This window comes from Psychromonas algarum (genome assembly GCF_004376845.1).
Lineage (GTDB): Bacteria > Pseudomonadota > Gammaproteobacteria > Enterobacterales > Psychromonadaceae > Psychromonas.
Map to the genome: position 1 here is coordinate 1 of NZ_SNUW01000003.1, position 24382 is coordinate 24382.

Here is a 24382-nt window from a genome sequence, read left to right on the forward strand (position 1 = left end):
ACTGAGGCTCAAAAGAGCCTTCTCTGTCACGGGGAGTTTCAAGTTCAAACTGGCCATCGTCAGTAATAATAGTTTTAGTTGAACTGCCATTACGACTGTTAGTGGTTGATGATTTTCGATGTTTGGAATAACCAAGGTGGTCGTCTAACTCTGCATTCAATGCAGCTTCAACGGTTATCTTAGTCAGCATCTGACTAAAGTTGTTGAGGTCTTTTTCTGTTTTTAATGTTTTCGCGGCTTCACGAGCAAACGCTTCTAATTGCTTCTGATCCATAACTGCTTATCCTTTTCCAAATAGTAGGATTATAAATAAGCAGTTACACAGTTTTTATTACAGTCTCTTAACGATTACATTTTTACACCGTTACACCAACCGTCAGGGGCTGTATTTGAAGTGCTTCGAGAAGCGTCGACTAAGAAGGCTTTATAGGAATCGCCAAAGTTGTGTTTCTTAACAAGGTCTTTGATTTCATTTAGTTTATCTTCAGCTTGATAAAAACGTTCACTGTATTCTTTATCACACCAATTAGGTTTTTTAAGATCAATATCAAAGGCAGTAAATTCATCCATTAATTTAACGACTTCATCTTGTGCTTTTCTTTTCTCTTCAGCAAGTGCAGCTGCTTTATTAATTTTTGCAGATTCTTTTTGCCACTTTCTGAATTCAACCATTTCTTTTTCAAGCACATCATTTTTGGCTTTTAATGCTAAGTTTTGACTGTTCAGTCGGTTGATTTGTGCTCGGTTATTACCTTTTGATGCAAACTCAGCACGAATTTCTCTTTCAATTTGTTTTCTAGAGACATTAGGAGTGTTAGAATTGTAATTAGCTTTTAGTTTTTCGATCTCTTCTTTATATGCAGCTCGCTCAACTTCAAATTCCTTAAATGCTAAATTTAATTCTTCTTCTTGAGCTGCAATGTATTTTGTATCTCTTATTATTTTTAATTCCCACTTATCTTGTTTTTCCAGTAGATCAACCTCAGCAAGTTTTATTTCTGACCTTAAGTCTTCTAATTCTTTTTTGCTTAAGTCCACTTCCGAAAACTGATTAATTAAAAATACAACAGCGGCCACTAGTATCGCGAGAACAACAATACCACTAATAATGCTATCTTTAAGGTTAGATTTTCTTTTATATTCCGACATTGATAATCCCTTGCAATGTAATGGAGGCTCACTTTAAAGAGCTTTTGATTATAGATTTTTAAATACAAACTTTTCGTTTTAGGCTAAAAACTAAAGAAACGAAACCATGCCAGATTCTAATGTTTCAGCCACAAAAAACAACTATAAACATCAAAAAATATAATCTATTTAACGTTGTGAACGCTTTAATTAAGTCATTTGTATCAAGATAGATATAAAACCTCTATGTCTTTGATAAAACTAAATTTTACTGCCATTTACTTTACATTTAATTTATAAAAAAGGTGAAAGGAAGAACCGCATAAAAAGGGTTGAACAGCAAATATTTCTATACCTGCTAAATGTACCCTAATGATTTCAAAACCACATTTACCTTCATATCCATTCCCTTTAAAATTGAATAAATAACTCTGAGAAAAAACTTATAAAATATTTATTTTTTAGCACCAAAAGGAATGCTGATTGTAGTGAAAATAGCGGTACCTTCAACACGATGCTTAGCAGAAAACTCCCAATAACCGCGTAAGTTAATATAAGCTTGTTGCTCATTCATTGTAAATGAATAGCCTATTTCAGGTGCAATAGAGGCAATGCTTGATTTTAACCCATCATTGTAGGCATAAGCGCTAGTATCTTCCGTTAATTGACCGTAAACATAACCAACGAGACCCCGTATGATAGTTCTCAAAGTTATAAGTAGCGCCAAGCACTGCCAAAAACTCTCTACCACTTGTTTCATTAAAATAAGTATAACCACCGCCAATATCGATAGCAGAATGACCTATACCGATATTAGCTAATCGGCTTGAATCATAATCACCAACAGGAATGCCACCTGTTACATAAGTCATCCAATTATTCTTATCTTCATTCCACGCAAGGCTTACTATCGGGTATAAATCGGTAAATCCAGTAACAGAGTCGTCACCTTTTATAGAGGGTTTACCTGTAGGAGAAATATGTCCTTCACTATGATTATTACCCCACCCAAAACATAACCCCATAACTCTTGGAAAATTTTCTGCAGATACTTTAAAAATAGCGATTTCAAAACAATGACTCGTCTTTATCCTCGTTAACATTCCAATGGGACTCTACTGTATTTTGATAATATTCTTGAAGTACAAGACGGTAATCCATTAATGCCTTTGTATTTAATTCCTGATCAAGCTGGCTTAATTTATGACTCGAATCTGAACTTTCCATACGTTGATAATGTGCAATAAGTTTAACGAGATATTGTTTATGAGAGTTTTTTGGCTCCCATATTTTTTTTCCACTCAAAGAAATTTCTTTACCTACAACTTGGTTAACCAATAAGAGTTCATAACCTCGTTTATTTTCAACCACCAAGCGCTCTTCTTTTAACTTAAAGTTTAATTTAATCAATGCAGTCCGTAATTTATAAGTATGCTGTACCGGACATAATAAATAATCGATGTTATATCCACGATAACGTTGCATTAAACCTTCAAGCATATCAATCATTAACTCTCCCCCTACTCCGCTGATAATAACTAATTGCTTAGGAATCGGTGATAATTGACTCTGATGCTTGTCTTCCATTAATTGTAGACTTGCTACATCTTGGCAAAAGGTATTCCAGCTAACATCATTAGGTAAATGGTACGCATACATTGATAATTTTTTATCTAATTTATCAATAATAGCAGGAACAAGATCCACAAAATTAACTTGTTTAACCAAGCCATCTGCTAGGATTTTAAATCCTAATAAACCATGATCACAACAACAATCCCATACAAGGTGGTAGGGTGAAGTGACCATTTCCGATAAATTTAACAAACGTTTATTTAACTTCATTTTATCTAATTACTTATATCAGTTATCAGTTATCAGTTTTTATATTGATGGTTGTTTAATGGACTTCATAGTCAATGCAATACGCTTTCTTTCTGTATCAACACTAATAATTTCTACATTAACTATTTGCCCTACTTTAACTACCTTCTGAGGATCATCGACAAAACCTTCTTTTAACATTGATATATGAATTAACCCATCTTGATGAACACCTAAATCAACAAAAGCACCAAAATTAGCCACATTCGTGACTGCACCTTGTAGTGCCATTCCGACACTGAGATCAGTTATTTTTTGAATATTTTGATCAAACTCTGCACTTTTAAATTCAGCTCTAGGATCACGGCGTACTTGTTTAAGTACATTCGAAATTTCCCGATAAGCAATGACTTTATCTTTATCCATATCCTCAGGTATGTTTAATTCACATGTTTCTGGTGATGCTAATACTTGTTCAACGGTTATCTTATTTAAAAGAAGAAACTCTTTCGTTAATAGGTATTGCTCTGGATGCAGAATGGTTTCATCTAAACCGTTTTCTCCTTTATTGACTGTTAAAAAACCAGCGGCTTGCTGAAATGCTTTTGCTCCTAATCTATTAACATTGTTGAGTGCTTGACGAGAGTTAAAGCGCCCATGCAGATCTCTATATTCAACAATGTTATTAGCAATCGTTGTATTTAACCCTGCGACATGCGATAACAAATGAGCCGAGGCCGTGTTTAAATCAACACCAATTTTATTAACACAGTCTTCTACCACCGCTTGTAATCGATTTGCTAACAAAGTCTGTTGTACATCATGTTGATATAAACCTACACCAATAGCTTTTGCTTCAATTTTAACGAGCTCTGACAAAGGGTCTTGTAAACGGCGGGCAATAGAAACAGCACCACGTACTGTAACATCTAAATTTGGAAATTCCTCTGCTGCTAATTGTGATGCAGAGTAAACTGATGCACCCGCTTCACTCACTGAGATAGCTTTTATGGGTAAGTCTATTGATTGCAATATTTCAGCAATAAACTGCTCACTTTCACGTGACGCTGTGCCATTACCAATTGCAATTAATTCAACCTTATATTGTTTGATCAACTGACTTACTTGCTGTATTGCTTTAGCAATTTGTCGCTGAGGTTGATGCGGATATATAGTCGCGTAATCTAATAGTTTTCCTGTTTTATCAATGATCGCTAATTTACAACCACTTTTAAAACCAGGATCTAGACCTAGTGTCACTTTTTCGCCTGCGGGTGCAGCCATTAATAATGAGGTTAAGTTATTAGCAAACTGTTCTATGGCCTCATTATCGGCTTGTTCTTTTAATTGTACGAGGAATTGTTTTTCAAGGTTGAGTAACAATTTTGTACGCCACGCAGTATCGATGACTTTTCGATGCCAAGAGTCATGATCATCTTTAGCAAGATAAATATTAAGATGTTTTGCCATTAAGGTTTGGCAATAACTATAAGTTTTTTTGTCTTTTTGAAATGGGTCTGCATTAATTTTTAAACGTAAAAAACCTTCTGATTTTCCTCGTAACATAGCGAGTACTCTGTGTGCAGGTATCTGGTTTAATTTAGCACTAAAATCAAAATAATCTTTATACTTAATTGCTGCGTTTATTTTTGATTTCACAACGACTGCAGTCAATACACTTTGTTCTCCTAAATGCTTTTTCAGTAATGTTAACAATTCAACATCTTGCGTTATATTTTCAACTGCAATAGCTAATGCACCTTCTAATGCTTGCTCTGGTGTTACAAAACCTTTGCTGGCATTAATATAACGACCTGCAATCCTATTAAATTGTTGCTTCGGAGATTGCCATAATTGTTTGGCTAATAACATTAAACCTGCTTCTTCTGCTAATTTAGCCTTGCTAACACGTGTAGTCTTAAATGGTGCATAGCAATGTTCTAAACTTACTTTATCTTGTATTGATTGTATTTGTGTTTGTAACTGTTTGGTCAATTTACCTTGGCTATCAATCGATTTTAATATGCTGACTTTACGAGTCTCTAATTCTCTAAAATAATGAAGCTTGGTTTCTAATAAACGAAGTTGATTATCACCTAATGACTGAGTTAAATGCTTACGATATCGTGCGATAAATGGAACTGTATTGCCATCATCCAATAATTTAATTGCACTATCAGCTTGTTTAAAGGAAATGTGACATTCTTGAGCTAAATACTCAGTAATTTTAGAGGTTGATGGCATAGTATGATTCTTATTATGTTCACATAACAAGCATCACTTTTTTAAATTGATACTTGTTTGTGAATACTAGGGGTCAATATAGTTGAGGTAAATAACAACTTATTGCATAGGTTAAAATGCTGAATAAGCTCTTTTCTTAAAGTTTGCTAAATTCTGTTGCTAAGGCTAATAGTTCAGTTTCACTTATTATCTCAACATTACTGGTACTCACTGCTTCACCATTTTTAATGAGTACAGTGCGCGGATAACCATGCCCACCGAAATGTTCAACTAACTGTTGATAAGCAAGATCAACAAAAACACCTTTTTCATGCTGAGCAATTAGTTGCACTACGTCTAATTCTTGCTGTTTCAACTCGTTAACAAAAGAGATGATATTTTCTTGCTGATCCATACAATCAGAGCACCAAGTGGCAACGATATTTAATACAAAACTCTGTTTATTTTCTATTTTTTCATTAACTTCAAGTGGTGTAACAGTACGAAGGTGATCAAACATAAAAGGGCTTCCTGATAAAATATAATTAAAGTTATCATACTGTAAGCAATAGATTACGCCAAGACACCCACCCTATTATTTATAGCCGTTATAAAAGTACCCAATAAATAAAAGAACACATTAGAGAAAAATTACTTAATAAAAGATCAATGACATTTGTCGACTAATAATTTCAGTAAGTCACCTCAATAGCCTTATTATTTTTCCAACATTACAAATAGAGTTTGTTATACTGCGCTGATTTTATAATGTACTTACATAGGGTTTAATTATGAGTGTTGATGCAGCAGGTTTATCTGCAAATCTTTTAAAAGCAGTTAAAGCATGTGGTTATTCCAAATTAACCCCAATCCAGCAACAAGCAATTCCAATGATCCGTGCCGGACACGACCTATTAGCCAGTGCACAAACCGGCACCGGAAAAACGGCTGCATTTACTCTTCCTTTATTAGATATTTTAGCGAAAAACCCACCAAATAATATTGGTAGCTCTCGTACGATTAAGGTTCTTATCTTAACTCCCACACGCGAATTAGCATTACAAGTTGCTGAAAATGTTAAACAATATAGTCAATTTCTACCTTTAACATCGTGTGCTGTCACTGGTGGTGCAAACATGTCACCTCAAACTCAAATGCTTAAACAAGGTGTAGATGTTTTAATAGCAACACCTGGGCGTTTAATTGAACATGTTAATGCTCGCCAAGTAGATCTTGCCCATATTAAACACTTAGTACTTGATGAAGCTGATCGTATGTTGGATATGGGGTTCTTAACTGACATCCAAAAAATAACCGATATTATTAAACAAAAACATCAAACATTAATGTTTTCAGCGACTTTCTCCAATAAAGTTAAAACACTTGCTAATAAATTGTTACATACACCTAAGAACATCGAAACAGCAAAACAAAACTCAACTTCAGGCAAAGTTAAACAACAGGTCTATTGGGTTAGTGAAACACGTAAACGTGAATTATTATCAGAATTAATCGGTGTTAAAAACTGGAAACAAGTTTTAGTTTTTGCAGGGACAAAAGAAAGTGCCAACTTATTAGCACAAGAATTAAAATTAGATGGTATTAAAGCTGCATTATGCCATGGAGATAAAACCCAAGGTGCCCGAAATAAAGCAATTCAACAATTTACAGAAGGTAGTGTTCGAGTATTAGTTGCAACAGATGTTGCCGCTCGTGGTTTAGATATTCCTGATTTACCTTATGTTGTTAACTTCCATTTACCATTCTTAGCTGAAGATTATGTACATCGTATTGGACGTACAGGTCGTGCAGGTAAAAATGGTCAAGCTATTTCATTAGTCAGTCCTAAAGATGAGCAATTCTTGGATAATATTGAAACATTAATTGATAGAAAATTCGATCGTATCGTTTATCCCGGATATGAATTCGATAGAAGCACTGAAGTACAGCAAGATGGAAAAAGCTTTAAAAAAAGTCGTTATAAAGCAACACAAGAACGTAACCAAATGCTAGAAAAACGTAAAGCAGAAACAAAACCCTCTGCTGTTCGTCGGGCTAAAAATAAAGCAAGAAAAGCAAGATAGCTTTAAATAATGTTATTGAATACTAAAAAACAGACTAAAAAACTTCAAAATATTTTGTACAAACATGATTTTAAACAAGAAATAAATGAAGGAATTATGCGGTCAAGCACAAGCTAGGCATAAAGCTTGTGTTTTTACGACATAAAAACAAAATAAATATGATATTTCTGTAAGTTAAGGCTGATAACTTGTAAAATAAATAACATTAAACTAGTTTTGTAACGCAATGAATAATTAGCCCTTATTTCTAATACAGCATAGCTAGTCACTCAATTAATCCGAACAAAGCAACATCTTTTTTGAAAAGAATTTTTATTATTAATACTATAATAAAATCCAACACTTATTGGAGAGTATATGATCACTTTAGGCGAATACATTATTGAAAAACAGCATGATTTCCCAGAGGCTAGTGGGGAATTGACAGGCTTATTAGGAGCCATTCGCTTAGCTGCTAAAATAGTTAACCGTGAAATTAATAAAGCTGGTATTACTAATATAATCGGTGCTACCGGTATTGAAAATATTCAAGGTGAAACACAGCAAAAACTTGATTTATACGCCAATGATAAATTTAAAGATGCGTTAGAAGCTCGCGGCGAAGTGTGTGGTGTTGCTTCTGAAGAAGAAGATGATTTTGTTAGTTTTGATAGTGAGCGTGGCCATAACAGCAAATATGTTGTATTGATGGATCCACTAGATGGCTCTACTAATATCGATGTTAATGTTTCAGTAGGTACTATTTTTTCAATCTATCGCCGTATTAGCCCTGTTGGTACTCCAGTTACTCTTGAAGATTTCTTACAGCCTGGTATTAATCAAGTTGCCGCAGGTTATGTTATCTATGGTTCATCGACAATGCTTGTTTACACTACAGGTAACGGTGTTCATGGCTTTACTTGTGATCCCTCATTAGGTGTGTTTTACCTTTCACATGAAAATATGACAACACCAAAAATGGGGAATTGCTATTCTATTAATGAAGGTAATTACTTAAAATTTCCATTAGGTGTTAAAAAATATATCAAGTACTGCCAAGAAATTGAACCTACACAGAACCGTCCTTATACTTCGCGTTACATTGGTTCATTGGTTGCTGACTTCCACCGTAACTTGTTAAAAGGTGGTATCTTTATTTATCCATCAACAGCACAAGCTCCAACTGGTAAACTAAGACTTTTATATGAATCAAACCCAATTGCCTTCTTATCTGAACAATCAGGCGGTGCGGCAACTGATGGTTTCCAAAGAATATTAGAAATCAATCCAACAGAACTACATCAGCGTGTACCATTTTTCTGTGGTAGTGCTGATATGGTAAAAGAAGCTGAAAAAATGATGCAAGAAAATAAAGAAGAATAAATTCAATTTTTTAAAAACTGCATCAAAAATAAAAATACCAAACATTTATGTTTGGTATTTTTATTTGTAATTAAAAACAGAAAATAAATAAAATATCTGCATTACAAAATACACTTTCCAATCAATATCTATAGTTTTAGCCAAAAATATTGGCTATTTATACCGTTATTTCACATTATTTTTAAGAAAGTCCTTTGAAATGACATTTCAATATACCAATGCCCTCAATGATCTGTCATATTTATATTTACAATACCGCTTATACTCATTAGGAATGTACATGAAAGTCACAGGATTATTTTTAGCCTTAGTAGTAAGTCCATTTGCTTTTTCAGGAGAGATTATTCCAAGTAATAATATCGAAATATTAGCTATCAATGGCGTTAAAGCACAATCTTCATTTTTTGGTAGTAAAGATATTGAAGTAGAAGATGGTCCACAACAAGTTGTCGTTAAATATATTGACTCATTTGGTAATGAAGATTTTATTGAAAGTCGACCTTATATATTTACAATCAATATCGATGGAAAAACCTCTATTAGAACAGAAAAATTTAATAACCTTTCACAAGCGACTAAACAAATAGATAACGGCTTAAAATGGTATGTAAAAAATCAGAAAGGAGAGTTTCAAGTAGAAAAAGCAGAGCAATTAAAGGGGAAAGGTTTTATGCCATACTCTGATATCGAAGCAATAGTTGCCGAATATAACAAAAATAATATCACAGTTGCCGATATTAAGAATAATAGTCATAAAGTCCCTGCTAAAAATTCAAATGCTTTGATTGAACAATATAAAATATCCAATAAAGCACAAAGAAAAGAATTTAAAATGTGGTTAATTGAAAATGAAACAAAATAACAAAACCATTTAACAGCATCACTTAATGACACACAAAAAGTCATGAGATCAGAGTATTCATATAACTGATTTAAAGGAGTTTTAAATGATCACTGTCGATATTCCTGCTAGTTTTGAGTGGAATCAGACTAATTTGAATTGGGTTAAACATTATTTAATGCCAAAAACAGACTTAGTTATAAAATTAACTCATGGTACTGGATTAGATACTGATAATCTTGATGAAGATAAATTCAAAGCATTTTGTCATCAATTAGAAGGTACTCCCGAAGGGCGTGAACTGCGCAATAAAATGTTCAAAGCATGGCGGAGTAAAAAATCACGCGATAGTGATAATGGTAAGAAGCTATATACTTTTAATTTGTCTATTAAAGCAGGTATTCAATTAAAAAAAATAGCCAAACAAGCCCCGCTTAATCAAACTTTAGAATCACTTATCTTTGCGGGAAAAAAATCCTCTGAATTCGATATACAGCAAGAAAAAAAATTAGAACAGCTTGAAGCGGAAAATAAAGAACTTAAACAACAACTTGCTAACATCGATAATAACAATGACGAATTACAAGCAGAGTCTATACTTGCAGGAGATACTCAAGTCACTCAATTAGCTAAATTAGAAAAATCACAGTTAATAAAACAAATTTTAATATTGAAAAGAAAGATTAAAGAATTGTAATATTAATATTAATGTTAATGTTAATGTTAATGTTAATGTTAATGTTAATGTTAACAGCATGAGTTTTATAAATGGAAATATCTACCATTATTGTAGATAAACAATATAAGGATATAATATGCGCTACCCTCTTTTATTTTCTATTGCCTCAAGTGTGGCACTATTATCAGGTTGTGGAGAGCAATCAATAGATGATAATTGCAGATATTACGTTCAACAAGATCTTGATAATAAGAACTACGATGATGCGATTACAAAATTAGAGTCGACTACATGTCAAGATAACTATTCTGATGATGATTATTTAATTGACCTTGCTTCTGCTTATTTAGGCAGAGCGGGTTATTCATTACCTTCAATATTAGCAGCCGTTTTAGATAACAAATCAACTGATGATAGTTTTTTAAATTTTTCTACCGATATAGCAGATCTAAAAACAACAAATACACTTGCAAATCTTCAGCTATCACATGATACCTCACTTCAATATTTAAACGCTCAATGCAACGACATTGCAGACAAAACTCCAACAGAAGTTGGCATCTGTCTAACTCAAGCAGTCATTGGTTTAACTAAAACAGCCTTAGCAATTGATTTTTTAAGTGGTGGAGATATTAAAGACTGGAAAGATAATGCCTCAGGTGCAATGAAACAATCTACCTGTGCCATCGGATATAGTACTGCTTATACTGCCGATAATAGTATAAGTTTACCTTATTCAGCTTCCTGCCAATCTCCAATACAAGTTGAATCAAGTGAAGAAGTTACTTTCTCTAATGGAACGATTAGCAAAACGTATCAACACCTAAAAGTAACAGGAGGAACAGAAGATAAATATTATTTACAAAGTTCTTCTACCGATAGTGCTACAAATAATGTAGCAAGCAATATCGTATTTACAGAAAACTTCTGTCAAACAGATTTCACTGTTTGTAGCGTTATTAATGAAACAACTTGTTATGTTTGCCCAAGTCAGGAAGAAGATGATCTTGTTGTTAATTCATTTGTACTTGATTCTTTAAATGATGGTCTGAGTAATATCGATAGTTTATTCGCCCATAAAGAAGATGGTAATAGTGATATCACTGAAGCAACAGGTAAGTTTAAAGAGGAGATCAAACCTGGTGGTTGTGATACTACATCGGATCAACCTTGTTTTACTATGCAAGATATTACTGACTACTTAAATAAAAAATAATTAGCAAAGAATTACGAAAGGAATCAATATGAAAAAATTACCAATGCTCATCTTTGCAGGGTTAACAACACCAATGCTAGGGTTAGAAGCTTCAGAGCTAAGTTACTTATATAAAGACCAACGGATCATGGCAATGGGCGGAGCAAACGTTGCTGCCGGAGGTTATAGCACTTCAATATTTTCTAATCCAGCTGGGATTGCAAAAGTAAGTAATGAACATGGAATGGTGATCGAATTGTTAGGCTTCCAAGCAGGCACAAGTAAAAATGGTCAAGCATTATTTACCGATTTAAATGATGCTATTGATAGTGATAATGAAGGTGATATTTTAACAGTTTTTGACGATTACTCAGGCCAAACTGTTCACGTTGATGTATCTAACTATAGCTCAATGACAAACAATCATGGTCAATTTGCTTGGTCAATCGGTTTATTAAGTGCTGTTGATGCAAATTTAACCCCACATGGTAATAGTTATAACCTACTTGAAGTACAAGCCAGAGGTTATGGCGGTATAACAGGTGCCGCAAGTTATACGATCAAACCTAATGATCTTGGTGATTTATCATTTGGTCTAGGTTTAAAGGTTATTTCTCAACAATCTTACGAAGGCGCATTAACACCTGATCAGTTGGTCGATTACGACAATATATTGGATAACTTACAAGACAAAATGGAAAATAATGGTACTGCAATTGGTGCTGATTTAGGCGCTATTTATCAGTTCAATAGTTTTCTCAAGCCTTCTTTAGGTGTCAGCGTATTAAATATTGGAGGATTAGATTACGACGATAGTTATGGCTCTCAACCTATGACAGTCAATCTTGGTGCAGCTATAGAGCCAGATTTAGGTTTCATTAAAAAAACGGTTATTGCACTTGATTATGTAGATTTACTTAATGCAAACCAAACTCGTACTTATACAATAGGTAGCGGAAAAAATGTAACTTACACTGAAAATGATGATACTGACATTATAAAAAGAATTCGTTTTGGTGTTTCTGCATTATTATATGAGAACTCATGGTCTGCATTTGGTTTAGCGACAGGTATTTATCAAGGTGCATATACTGCAGGATTTGATTTTACTGCGAGTATTTTCCAAATTGGTTTCAGTACTTACGAAGAGCAACTTGGACCACAGCATGGAGACTACACAGATCGTCGCTATCAACTTAGAACAGGTTTTGCTTGGTAAAAATATTATTTAGTAAAAATAAAAAGGGCGACTAGTTTTTAACTAGCCGCCCTTTTTAATACATGACTTCCGATAAGCTAAGCAATATAGACCCATTATCCAAAATTAAAGCCATATAAGTTTAAACTATACGTTCCAAGGATTGCTTGGATCATATTTAGGCTCTTCTTTAGTGGTTTTAGGGCCTTTATTATCTCGCATTGGATGTTTACTGACTTGTTCTCTACGTTGACGAGAATGGTTTCCCTGACGCTGTTCATTTTGACGTTCTTGAAACGCTGAAGCCGCTTTAGCTTGTGATAACTCTATTGATTCAATCGTTAGTTTCATTGGAGATAAAGGGACGATACCATGTTCAAAGCCGCGTTCTCTTGGATTCAAATGAAATTCAGCATCATTTGGTTTTGGCATACGCTTAAAACGATATAGGTAAAAGCTCTCTAACTTTAAACGCGCCCACTCTGTTTTTTGTAGAAATTTCAGGCTACCTTTAATCGTTGGATTAACATCAAAACACTTAAAACGTGTTGCAGCGAATAATATTTTCCATCCATAAAATTCAACTAATTCAGTCAATAGTGTTTCGGTCTTTAATCCATGTAACGGATTATTACGTTGTAATTCAACAGACATTTTTTGTTCCTAAATGTAATGCCATCACAAAAGGTGAATCGATGGCGGTAATATAATTTATTATATCAGTTGTTTAAAATAATCAGAATCATTCTAAAAAAGAGTGAGCTTTAAATAAAAGGTTATAGCAATGATTCATTAATTAACAGCATTTCTATATGCTCTATACCATCTTCATCGTACGGATCTGATGTGACCTCAAAACCAAGAGACTCATAAAATACTTGTAGATGCATTTGTGCCGATATTTTTATCCTAGGTTGCTGCATTTCCTGCCAAATAAAATTAATTGCTTTATTCAATAATTGTTTAGCAAAACCTTGCTGTCTAGCAGAGACATCAACCAAAATTCGACCAATGGACACTTCTGCATAACTTGTTCCTGCCGGGAGTATTCTACAATAAGCCAATAATTCATCGTCTTCTTCTGATATTAGTAGTATATGTAATGCTTGTTGATCTAACCCATCAAGGTCAGCATATAAGCAAGCTTGCTCTAAGACAAAGACATCTTGTCGTAGCTTTAAAATTTGATACAAGCGTAAAACAGTAAGCTCTGAAAAAAATAATAATTTCCAAGTTAACACGCCTATCTCCTTTTTTATCTTTGTTTTTTATTTTATACCCCAAGGATTACTTGGATCATAAACAGGCTCTTTTTTAATAGCATTTACTTTATCATACACTCGATATTTACAAGCAATATCAACACGTTCAATTAATTCATCAGAAATAATTTCTGGAGTGCCTTCAACTTGATCTTCAGGAATATGGCGATCTCTTGGCGGTTTAGCTAATAATTTTGGCTCTGGATATGGGTATGCTTTAAATTCATGTAAATAAAACGTTTCAACCTTTTCACGAGCCCATTGGTTATTGCGTAAAAATTTACAAGTAGATTTCATGCCAGTATGAAAATCAAAACGGTCAATACGCAATGCTTTACTTAATCCAGGCCAAGTATAATGTTCTGAAATTTCAGTTAAGAGTATTTCAAGTTTCAAACCATATAATGGATTATTCTGTGTTTTAGCCGTCATGTATTACCTTGTTGTTGCGGTGTCGAGCACTTTTGAAAAAGTGCTGCTTAAAATTAAATATTCGAATTAAAAATATTGATGAATTTTAAAAAGGTGCCGAGGGATGATAACTCAATAAATCATTATGTATTGAAATACCTTGGTATTTAAGTTGATTTATTCTTTGTAAATACGCAGCACCAGTTAATAAATGTAATGCAACATCTACGGCTTTACGTTGTTCATAATCTGCAAGGTAGGTATTTTTAACCCAACTATTAAAAGCACCTAAGCTTGGGCCAGCCCAAATTTGATAATCCATCTCTCGCCCTTTTTCGCCAATATTTGACCATCGAGAAGATAGGCCTAAATACCAACGGAAAATTAGTGCCATTTTACGTTTCGGATCCTGCTTCACTCGCGCTAACATTTCCGGGTCTCGTGCATGGAAAAATATCATGGTAGTTTCCCAGACTTGATCTAAATTTTGACGAAAGATTTGTTTTTCAATTTTTTCTCGTTCAACTGCTGGGATAGCTTCAATACTTGGGTAATTACTATAAAGCTCATAAAGTTTATTGGCTCGCATAGCAAACATTGAACCACGTTTAACCACTTGTAACTTAACCCCCATTTCAAACATATCAGCAGCTGGTGCCATGGTCACATCAGCCATCTCAACATTAGCGAGCAGCTTTCTGGTATGCTCTGAAGCCCCTGCTTCTACACAAGCTTGATTAACAGAACCAAGAACAACGTAAGCAGCGCCCATATTATAAGCGGCTAACATTGACTCAGGAGTACCAACACCACCACCAGCCCCAACACGAAGTGGTACCACATAGTCATATCTAGCTTGAATTTGATCTCGCTGTTGAATAATAGTCGGTAATAACGTTAAAAATGGTCGGTTATCAGTATGCCCTCCAGAGTCAGCTTCTGCAGTAATGTCATCGGCCATCGGTACTTGTAAAGCGAGCTTTGCTTGTAATGCAGTTATTTTTTCTGCTGCCAGTAACTTATCTAATATCTTTTGAGGTGCAGGAGACATAAATTTCTCTGCAACTTCTGTACGAGAAATTTTCGCAATGACTTTATTCTTGATATTAATAGAGCCATCAGCGTTCTGTGACAGTCCTGCAACTCGATAATATACAATATGTTCAGTTAAGCCTAAAAATGCAGAAGCTTCGACGGTATTCACACCTAGCTTCAAAAATCGCTCTACTGCACCAGACTCTAATGCTTCTTCACTTGGAGCATGAATTAAATTTACAGCAAACGGTCCATTAGGTAGCGCGCGTTGAATTCGTTTAATTGACTCTTCAATTACATCTGGAATTAAACCTGCAGCACCAAATGAACATAAAAAGCCAGCTTGCCCTAACGCAATAACCAATTCAACAGAAGCAATCCCATTGGCCATTGCACCACCATGGTATGCGTATTTAACACCATGTGCTCTTTTAAACTCATTACAACCGAGCTCTTTTGCATTAATTGCCTGCGCAAAAGCAACAACATCTCCGCTCATTTCTGAAGCGCTCTCTTGAAGTTGATGTGTAGCACCAATCTCACCAGTTTGTGATTGAGCCAGGTACAAAGGTTTATCAATAGCTAAGAAAGCTTTCTTTACGCTATGCTCATCTGTCATTAATGTATTGGTATTAATATCCCAGTTCCAATTAATACCTGCTTGATTGGAAGTTATTAAGGGCGTTTTATTTTTATTCTGTGTCATTTCTTTTTTCTCTTAAGCTTCAACAATGCTAAGCACAATATCTTTTATTTGATAAATCCGCAGACCATCTTTAGATAGATTTGCATCACCTACTAAACGCACTTCTGAATCCGTTTTAATGATATCTGTTAAATGAATATCCAAACTCATTTGTTTATTCAGTGGCGTAATTTGCCCTCTATATTTCCATGCAACTTTTGTTTTCGGTGTAATGAAACGAGGATTAATAAACTGTTTACCTAAATCATTACTCAATGCATAACATTGTAATAATTCAATGATCGCTTCAACACCTAATGAACCTGGCATTACCGGATCTTGGTGAAAGTGATAACGGAAGAACCAATCACTTGCATCAATAGTACGTTCACCGTAGATATAAGCTAACTGGTGATCACCACCGCCTTCAACAATAGTCACGTTATCAACAAAGCTTAACTGCCCACCAGCCAGATGATAAGAAGGTTTATCTGTAGAAGGTTTATACAATGCCAACTCATTATCAGTTAAATCGATCCGTTTAACTTTTTCATCGGGTGTATTGTGTTCAACAAACCAAGGTTGCGTGATTTGTCCGTTATCGATACCTAATTGATTAGTTAACGAATCTGCACTGAAATAACCAAATACTGCACCACCGCGATACATTGTTTCTCCTTCAACACTTAAATCAAAACTAAAGCTTTGAATAATGGCACCACCCGCCATACTGGTAGACAACAACACTGATTTATTAACAATCGTTTTACCACGTAAATCAATCGCTTTGACCAATTCACCATGACCATCCAGATTACGGAAATACAGATCTTTATCAGGATATTTAAGCGTAGTGCCCATATAAGCGGAGATGAAACCATTAGGTTGTAATGCTATTTCCATCAATAACGCATACGGCATCCAGTTTTCACTACTGTTTTTAGTGAAATACCAAGCATCCTCAGGTACAAAATATTCAGCAACACAACTAGATGGCGTTTTAAAGTCCATACGCTGCCCTTTGACCTCTGTAACCTGTGTAACTACTTGTAGGTCACCACAAGGCGTTCTAGGAGGTGTCCTACCCAGGTATACGTCAAAGTCTTGACCAAAACATTGACTAATGTTGCCTGTCGCAAACTCAAACAAATGCCAAGGTGTAAATGGTGTTGTATCTGGTTTTCTGTTTTGTCCTGCTACCATAGGTGCAGAGAAATGTTGGATTGGCACGACACCTTTATTTGTTGGAGCTGTTAAATCAGATTCAACACGCATTAAAGGACGCTCTGGGTGTTTAAATGGTTTGATTCCGCGTTCGTCAATCACCTGTAATTCTTTTTCTGAAGTAACAGGAATGGCATTAACAGTTTGGATTTGTTGCAATTGTTCTTCAATATTATTAACTGACGGTTGATTAATTGAAGCTTGGTTCGGATTGGCATCATCAACCAGCTCTACGTTATTCGGTAGCGTCACAGGGAATGGGCTATTTTGATCTTGCTCTTTTATTTCCATGCAAAGGTTTTTAAAATCAACCACTACTTTGCCATCAAGAATAATATCAATATTTGCTTTGATGAAAGGTCTTGGCTCCATGCCAATCGCAGTCACTTCCATACGGTAAGTTAGCGTATTATGTTGTGGTCTGACTTGTCCACGACAGCGAACCGTTTGTGCTTCACCCGCCATAGGTTGAAAACGCGCATTATTAACATGACCATTCATGCCTAACCACAGCATAAAGAACATTGCCATTTGCCCACAACCTTCTGACATTAATGATCCTGCCATCACTTGGTCATCTTTAAAGTGACAAGGAAAATACCAGTGTTCAGGTGTAAGATCTTTCTGCCCTTCCAATATGCCTAATCCCCAATGACCGCCATTTCTATCAATCTTAGTAATACGTTCTATCATCAAGAATTTTTCAGATGAAAACTTCAATGAAGGATTACGTCCTTGTTGATCATAAGCGTGCCCAAAACAACCTTTGATGTCACCATGGACTAACTTCAACATATCTTGGTAGTTATACTGTGTTTTATTGTTCGCAATTAATGGTATAAATGACGATTTTTTAGCGGAAGTTAATTGTGCTTTGTCATTCGCTGTTGCAATCACCCCTTTACCATCGGCCAACTCTTCATCTGTAAAGAAACCCGCACAGCCATTACGCATAATTAATACTTTTTTATCCCCAACAAAACAGTCGTAATGGAAGAAGAATAAAAGCTGTTCACCATTTTTTGCATAAGAATCGATATGTATTTCATAACGTAATGTTTCACCACCAAACGCCATCTCTTCCAGGAAAGTTAGCTCACAATCTAATAAGCGATAAACTCGCTCACCTTTATTTTGGAAATCGATACCAATATAAGAGATCAACATGAGATCACATTGACCAGACTCCACAGATACAGACCAAGGAATTTGACCATCAATTAAAAATGGCGCATCAAGAGGGATATCATATTCAGTAAACATCGACGCTTTTTTGTATTGATTTGTTTTAGCATCAAGTTCAGTGACTCGGCTGACTAACAGATAATCCGTCGTTGGAAGACGTACTCGACGAGGATAACTATCAATAATTTTATATTGCTCACCAAATACGTTGGCAATATCCCCTTCAGCAAATTCAATTAATTGTTGCGTATCAAAAACCACGTTTTCAGGTTTATTATATTGCTCAATGAGTTGCAAATCAGGGTATTGGTAGCCTGCTTGCCCTTTGATTTGAATAACGCCATTAACCTGTTTAGTGACACCATTCAATGGCAAGTAAATAGTGGAAGTTGGAGTATTAGTCGTCGTTCCAGCGATACTCATTTGCGCTTGTAACTTGATCAGCGTTGAAATTTGCTTTTCAGCCATAAAGCGAGCACGTAAAAATGCTTGATGTGTTTGGTTTGTTTGTTCGATATCCTGTGTTGCTTTATTAAATGCTAACTGACTTACAGCAGAGTGTTGTTGAGGTATTTTGACATTCATTAAAACTTGCTCAGGTTGAATAATGTTTGTTTTCACTATTTCTGGTGTTGGATTCAAGGCTTGATGTATTTGTACAATAAGAGGATTATTTCTTTCACAACAAATACTGTCATAAATAGATTTTCCACCTAAAGACACGCTCTTAATAAGGCTAGCTTTTTTAACTTGAGATTTATTAAGCGTATCCTCTAGCGTTGAACTTATCGCTTTTAATGCATTGTTATTTGATACGATAAGATGTGCAATGCTGTTATCAAGACCTAGTCCATTGATTGCTACATACTTAGTTTCTTTAATATTCGATTTAGCCGCTAACACACTAGCAATCAAACTCACCATACCGGAAGCATTATATAAATGTCCCACTTGCTGTTTTGAAGAGACTAATTTAGCCATTGGGTAAACAGCTGTTAAGGCACATTTCTCTTGTGTTAGTTGTGATTGGTTACCAGCAGCAAATAATTCAACTTGAGATATTTGATTAGCTTCAATACCTGCCTCATGCAATGCAAGAGACGCGACATCTTCGTTGCCTGATTGGTTTTGCTTGGCGGTAAATACACAAGATTCAATATTGGCATAAACAGATTCAGAAAAGTTACCTAGCTCAAGGCTCTGTCGCTCACTACTGACAGCTCTCAGTACAATCGCTCCTGCTCCTTCACCCACTAACCAATTTTGCTGTTGAGTAGGATCCACTTCAACTTCTGCATTTTCAGAAACAGGATTAAAACGTTGTCTTAAACTGACATTTTCAAAACTACCAGCAAGATCAACACTCGCAATAATGACAGCTTCAACATCCGATGTTTTTAATAAATTATCGGCAATATCAACACATTTATAAACTGAATTTTCTTCACTAGACACAGTAAACGCTGGCCCACTAAAATCCCATAAAGCAGAGATCCTAGACGCCATTATATTACCTATAAAACTGGTATATTGATTTAATTGCGCAGGCTCATTAATACTACTTTTACTAATATGAGTTAATTCAGTTAATTGTTGCTCTGTTAACTCAATACCTTGGTCAATTAAACTTTGCTCTATTTGTGTCTGTAAATTAACACGGCCGCGATACTGATGAAGGTCAAGCTCTAAGCCCATCGCCACCAAGACTGCAACATTTGCACCTTCTACTAGTTTTGCGTCTTTTGCTGCGTTATCTGCCACTTTCATCATTAACAATTGCTGTGGTATCAGGCTATCTTGGTCATTAGGCGGGATTTTGAAACGTAAAAAATCAATATCAAACTGTTCGATATAATTACCTAAGGGTGCTTTAGTTAAACCAACCTTCTTTAATACCGACTTCTGTTGTTCAATCCCTTGCCAGCGTTGTTTAGGTAACTCTCTAAAACAATTTCCCCCTTGTTCACTTAATCTATTTTTATAGTCAGCAATGCTTTCAATGGAACCAAAGTGACAATCCATACCAACGATAGCCAGACTAGAAACATCATTCAGTTTACGCTTATCTTCAATTAACGGTGTATCACCTGCTTGCAAAACAATATGCGCATTACTGCCACCAAAGCCAAAGACACTCACCCCAGCAGTTGCTTGATGATCAGCTTCTGGCCATGCAACACTAGTAGATGGAATTTGTTGTTGAGAAAAATAAGCATGTTGCGTTGTAATGACATTAACAACATTGATTGTCGCAGGGATCACTTTTTCATTTAAAGCATAAATGGCTTTTGTCATCGCAGGCATTCCGGCGGCAGTTAACAAGTGTCCTAAATTGGATTTAGCCGATCCTAATAATGGCTTATGATCATACTGGCTAAAATACTGCTCCATCGAACTCAATTCGACTTTATCGCCTTTTGGTGTTCCAGTCGCATGACATTCAATATAATCAATATGTTTAGGGTCGATCTGTGCATCTTTATAAGCCTCTTCATAAGCAAGCACCTGACCTTTACTATTTGGGCTAAGGACAAATTCTCCTTTGCCATCATTTGTTAACGCGCCACCTTTAATCACAGCATAAACTCGGTCACCATCTTTAATGGCATCACTATGTCGCTTAAGCACCATCATGCCCGCACCTTGTGCGGCAAATAAACCTTGAGAATCTTTATCAAAAGGCGCATGTCTATTATTTCCAGGAAAAGCTTGGAAGATAGAAAAACCCATATTAACAAATAGAGAATCTGCCGCAGATACTGCACCAGCTAACATCATATTAGCTTTACCTGTTTGCAAATAATCACAAGCAAGTTTCACGCTGTAACAAGATGAAGCACAGGCTGCATCAAGCGCAAATGAATTACCGCCTAGTCCATTTACTTGGGCTAACATTGCCGCTGGATACCCTGCGACTAACGCATTTTCAGGAGATACTGTTTTTCTTGCTGCAAAAGGTGTTAATTGAAAGCTGCTATTGAGTGTTTTTTGTAAAGCGAGTTCAACTACATCATGATACAGATCCATAAATAGGAAGTTAGACTGCTTAGTAGGAAAAGATAGATTACCTAAAATTAAACCACAATCTTTTAATGCTGCACTTTTCCAATAACCAGCATCCTGTAAAGCACGCTTTGTTACAAATAATGACCATTGATGTAAGTCATCTAATTGCATTAGTTTTTCAGTGCTTATGTCTGTAATATTTGGCTCAGGTAAATACTCAGTTGCATCAAAATTAAAGTCGCGGATATAACCACCGTATAGACAATAATATTTATCACTATCGCCCTTTTTTCCTAAATATTTTAGCGGGTCAACACCTAACTCACTTTTAGTAATTTCCGTTCGATTATCTTGTTGTTGCAATAATTGCAGCCAAAATGCTTCAGGTGCACTTGACCCTGGAAATAAATTAGCAATACCAACAATGGCGATGTTTTCCATAAATACTCTCTATGATACTAAATTGTTACAGTTATATTTTTTAACTGGACGAATTATCGTGCCTGTAAAAAAAGACTGTAAATTAACTTGATAACCAAGGCTAATTAAAGGTGCAATGGTTTTTAAAATGGCACTATGATCATCTAAATTTTTCTGATTAACCGATAAGCATGTAACAGTTGTTAAATCATCTTTTAATATTCTTTCAATCCAAGTGCCTAAAGACTTTCCTGCGCCCATTTCAATAAATACACGTTCACCTTGTGCAGCAAGTTGCTTTATTAACCTTGGGAAATCTACTTGCTCGGTTAAACATTTACTAATACTGGTTGCGATGGCTTTTTCAGTGATCGGGATGGGTAAATAGCAAGAGCTAGAAAATAATTTACAGCTCACTTTTTCTTTAATATCCAAAGAATAAAGCTTTTGCATATTTTCATATTCGCTTTTGGCTAAAGGACAATGAATAATATTAGGTACATTAAGTGCTATTGCTCTAACTGAAAGTTGTTTTGATAAGGCTACACATTGTTCAGGATCACCAGCGATCACCAAACTATCAGGTGTATTAATAATAGTGATATACACCCGAGGGAAAGACTCTAATAGTGCTTCAACTTGCAATAATTCCGCTTTAATATGGTATGACTCCCACAAAGGAGTTCCCGTTTTTTTAGCTAATTTAGGCCACTCATTATCCAGACGTTTTAATGGACCAGATAATTGCGCTGTAAATATTGGACTTTCTCGTAGCCGTTGACTCATTACATGAGGTGACTTCCAACAACCAAGTGCAGCAAACATACTCACTTCACCCATGCTATAACCTGCAGCACTAGTTGCTTTTAATCCAAGTTGTTCTTGAAATATAGTGGTTAATAAACAAGCATAACTCACTCCTGCTTCAGCAATATTAGCTAATTCATCCCGTAATAAGTTTTCATATTCTATTATGTGAGTTTTATCAGGTTTACTTAATGAACGTGGGGTCATTAAGTTATCTTGTAATGCGGCGGCAAGATCATCTGTCATAGTTAATAGACGATGGTAACTTTCAGGAAATAATCGTAATAAATCTTTTCCCATCCCCACATACAATGCACCAACACCGGGATAAACAAAGTTTAATGAACTCTGATCTTGTTTAGTTTGAATTAGCTCCCCACTAAAATAACTACCCGTAGGTGTTTTCCAAGGTTTAACCATTGGCTCAGTTATGCCATGCAAAGCTAATTGAATTTGCTTTTCTAATGTCGAGAATGAACATGCAATCAGTACAATACAATAAAAGCTTTCAATATTTTCATCGGAAAAATTTTCAGTAAACAGATGATATTGTTGCTCACAAAAAAGATTAAAATTTTGTTCTAACTCTTTGACGTTATTTAACACTTTATTTAGATTTTGATGTAAGACGCTAATATTACATGCAGTAACGATCACGGGTTTGCTAGGTTGTTGCGCCAAAAACCCGTTATTCACGGACCTTTCATTTTCTTCACCGTTAATCTGATTTGCTACAGAAAGTTGTATCAGATGATGACTATCACCTAATGAAAAATTATCTGAACATATCTGGCTTAACAATATATGACGAAAGTGTTCTGTTTTGTTAGGCAAATAACTTGTTGATTGCTGTAAAGCGTATAAACCTGATAAGGGGTAGTCTTTAATTAACTGTTGATCAATAAAATTTTGTTTTCCAGCGATTCTGTAACCTTGATCTAAACACAATATGCCTGAGACTAAAGCTAATAACGTATTAAAATTTTCAGAAGCAGAATCAAGGAGATCAACATTGCTTATTAATGAATTTGCAAACAGAGTTTTTTGATTTAGCTCGTGTAGTAACGGCGAGGAATTTAACGAACTAAAAGCATGCAAACACCCTTTTTGATGTGAAAATTCTAAAGGCTTAAAAGCATGCTTTTCAGATTTATCGTTCTGTGAAAGTAGAAATGAATCAATATGCTTAGTTTTTAACTTATTTTGGAACAGAAACTGTTGAATATGTTGGCTAATGTTTGTAGTGACACTTTCATTTTCCGCATTAAAATTCGCTAATTTCTCTACAGAGGTTGCATTTATCTCAGCATAACAATGGCAATGTTTAATTTGTGCTAATTGCGCTAAGTGTAATTGATCTTTTGTGTCTAGATAAAACTCATCATTCAGTAACTTTTTATCACACACTAATAAAGCAACCATTCCATCAAAATGCATTTGGTTGATAGACAAAATCAATGTTGGTCGGTGATTTTCAAAACTTAATTGTTTTGCTAACTGTAAGCTTTGATTAATTTCATTTGCATGAGAAAAACTTGCAAAATCTGCTAAACAATTATTTTTTTTAATAATATCCGAGAAAATATTTTTGGCGTCATCAAGCGCAACCAGATCCACACATGACGCCACTATATGATTAGCCGATAACACTCCATTAACAAATGGATAGATATCATCAACTAGTTGCTGAGAATCCATATAAAATTCATTATTATTCAGCGAGATAGGTTTATTTCGGTAAAGGTGATAATCGAATGCATCGATACCTTTTACCGAAGTAAAACTAACGTCTAAACCTATCACTGACAACATA

The 24382-nt window shown here is 35.1% G+C and carries 17 protein-coding genes and 1 pseudogene; 6 read left to right on the forward strand and 12 right to left on the reverse strand.

The window, feature by feature from the left end; genetic code table 11:
* From E2R68_RS02175 to E2R68_RS02205, 6 genes and pseudogenes are all read right to left on the reverse strand, one after another.
* A partial coding sequence (locus E2R68_RS02175) for a transposase (RefSeq protein ID WP_208380101.1) occupies window positions 1-274 on the reverse strand: 274 nt, incomplete at its 3' end.
* Window positions 275-348: 74 nt separating this feature from the next.
* Entirely contained in the window at window positions 349-1149 is an 801-nt protein-coding gene (locus tag E2R68_RS02180) for a hypothetical protein (protein ID WP_134275872.1), read from the reverse strand.
* Window positions 1150-1582: 433 nt separating this feature from the next.
* A pseudogene (locus tag E2R68_RS02190) lies at window positions 1583-2231 on the reverse strand (SphA family protein).
* A complete protein-coding gene (locus E2R68_RS02195) occupies window positions 2197-2973 on the reverse strand; it encodes a tRNA (adenine(22)-N(1))-methyltransferase (protein WP_134275875.1) in 777 nt (258 codons plus the stop codon). The pseudogene E2R68_RS02190 and the gene E2R68_RS02195 overlap by 35 nt, the downstream one beginning before the upstream one ends.
* A gap of 39 nt (window positions 2974-3012) precedes the next feature.
* Window positions 3013-5196, reverse strand: a complete 2184-nt coding sequence (locus E2R68_RS02200) for a helix-hairpin-helix domain-containing protein (protein WP_134275876.1) — start codon at window positions 5194-5196, stop codon at window positions 3013-3015.
* Between the two features lie 136 nt (window positions 5197-5332).
* Window positions 5333-5695, reverse strand: a complete 363-nt coding sequence (locus E2R68_RS02205) for a thioredoxin domain-containing protein (protein ID WP_134275877.1) — start codon at window positions 5693-5695, stop codon at window positions 5333-5335.
* Window positions 5696-5966: 271 nt separating this feature from the next.
* On the opposite strand from E2R68_RS02205, the gene E2R68_RS02210 reads away from it, so the two are divergent.
* The 6 genes from E2R68_RS02210 to E2R68_RS02235 all read left to right on the forward strand — a co-directional run bounded on the left by E2R68_RS02210 (window position 5967) and on the right by E2R68_RS02235 (window position 12555).
* Window positions 5967-7259, forward strand: coding sequence for a DEAD/DEAH box helicase (locus E2R68_RS02210; RefSeq protein WP_134275878.1), 1293 nt, complete (start codon window positions 5967-5969; stop codon window positions 7257-7259).
* A 357-nt stretch (window positions 7260-7616) separates the two neighbouring features.
* Window positions 7617-8621: a class 1 fructose-bisphosphatase gene (gene fbp / locus E2R68_RS02215; protein WP_134275879.1), complete on the forward strand. Its 1005-nt coding sequence runs from the start codon at window positions 7617-7619 to the stop codon at window positions 8619-8621.
* 280 nt (window positions 8622-8901) lie between these two features.
* Window positions 8902-9483 (forward strand): DUF2057 domain-containing protein, encoded by a 582-nt coding sequence (locus tag E2R68_RS02220; RefSeq protein WP_166738786.1) that lies wholly within the window; start codon window positions 8902-8904, stop codon window positions 9481-9483.
* An 85-nt stretch (window positions 9484-9568) separates the two neighbouring features.
* On the forward strand, window positions 9569-10159 hold the full coding sequence (locus E2R68_RS02225; RefSeq protein WP_134275881.1) for a hypothetical protein: 591 nt from the start codon (window positions 9569-9571) through the stop codon (window positions 10157-10159).
* Window positions 10160-10277: 118 nt separating this feature from the next.
* On the forward strand, window positions 10278-11357 hold the full coding sequence (locus E2R68_RS02230) for an outer membrane protein assembly factor BamD (protein ID WP_134275882.1): 1080 nt from the start codon (window positions 10278-10280) through the stop codon (window positions 11355-11357).
* A 28-nt stretch (window positions 11358-11385) separates the two neighbouring features.
* Window positions 11386-12555 (forward strand): hypothetical protein, encoded by a 1170-nt coding sequence (locus tag E2R68_RS02235; RefSeq protein WP_134275883.1) that lies wholly within the window; start codon window positions 11386-11388, stop codon window positions 12553-12555.
* 126 nt (window positions 12556-12681) lie between these two features.
* Here E2R68_RS02235 and E2R68_RS02240 read toward each other — a convergent pair whose 3' ends face one another.
* The 6 genes from E2R68_RS02240 to E2R68_RS02265 form a co-directional block, all read right to left on the reverse strand.
* Complete coding sequence (locus E2R68_RS02240) at window positions 12682-13188, reverse strand: VF530 family protein (protein WP_134275884.1); 507 nt, start codon at window positions 13186-13188, stop codon at window positions 12682-12684.
* A 122-nt stretch (window positions 13189-13310) separates the two neighbouring features.
* Complete coding sequence (locus E2R68_RS02245; protein WP_134275885.1) at window positions 13311-13775, reverse strand: GNAT family N-acetyltransferase; 465 nt, start codon at window positions 13773-13775, stop codon at window positions 13311-13313.
* Between the two features lie 27 nt (window positions 13776-13802).
* Window positions 13803-14228: a VF530 family DNA-binding protein gene (locus E2R68_RS02250; RefSeq protein ID WP_134275886.1), complete on the reverse strand. Its 426-nt coding sequence runs from the start codon at window positions 14226-14228 to the stop codon at window positions 13803-13805.
* An 85-nt stretch (window positions 14229-14313) separates the two neighbouring features.
* Complete coding sequence (locus E2R68_RS02255; protein ID WP_134275887.1) at window positions 14314-15948, reverse strand: PfaD family polyunsaturated fatty acid/polyketide biosynthesis protein; 1635 nt, start codon at window positions 15946-15948, stop codon at window positions 14314-14316.
* 12 nt (window positions 15949-15960) lie between these two features.
* Window positions 15961-21783 carry a hotdog fold thioesterase gene (locus E2R68_RS02260; protein WP_134275888.1) on the reverse strand — a complete coding sequence of 1941 codons (5823 nt, stop codon included), beginning with the start codon at window positions 21781-21783 and terminating at the stop codon, window positions 15961-15963.
* Between the two features lie 9 nt (window positions 21784-21792).
* Window positions 21793-24381, reverse strand: a complete 2589-nt coding sequence (locus tag E2R68_RS02265; RefSeq protein ID WP_134275889.1) for a PfaB family protein — start codon at window positions 24379-24381, stop codon at window positions 21793-21795.
* Window position 24382: the final 1 nt, after the last annotated feature.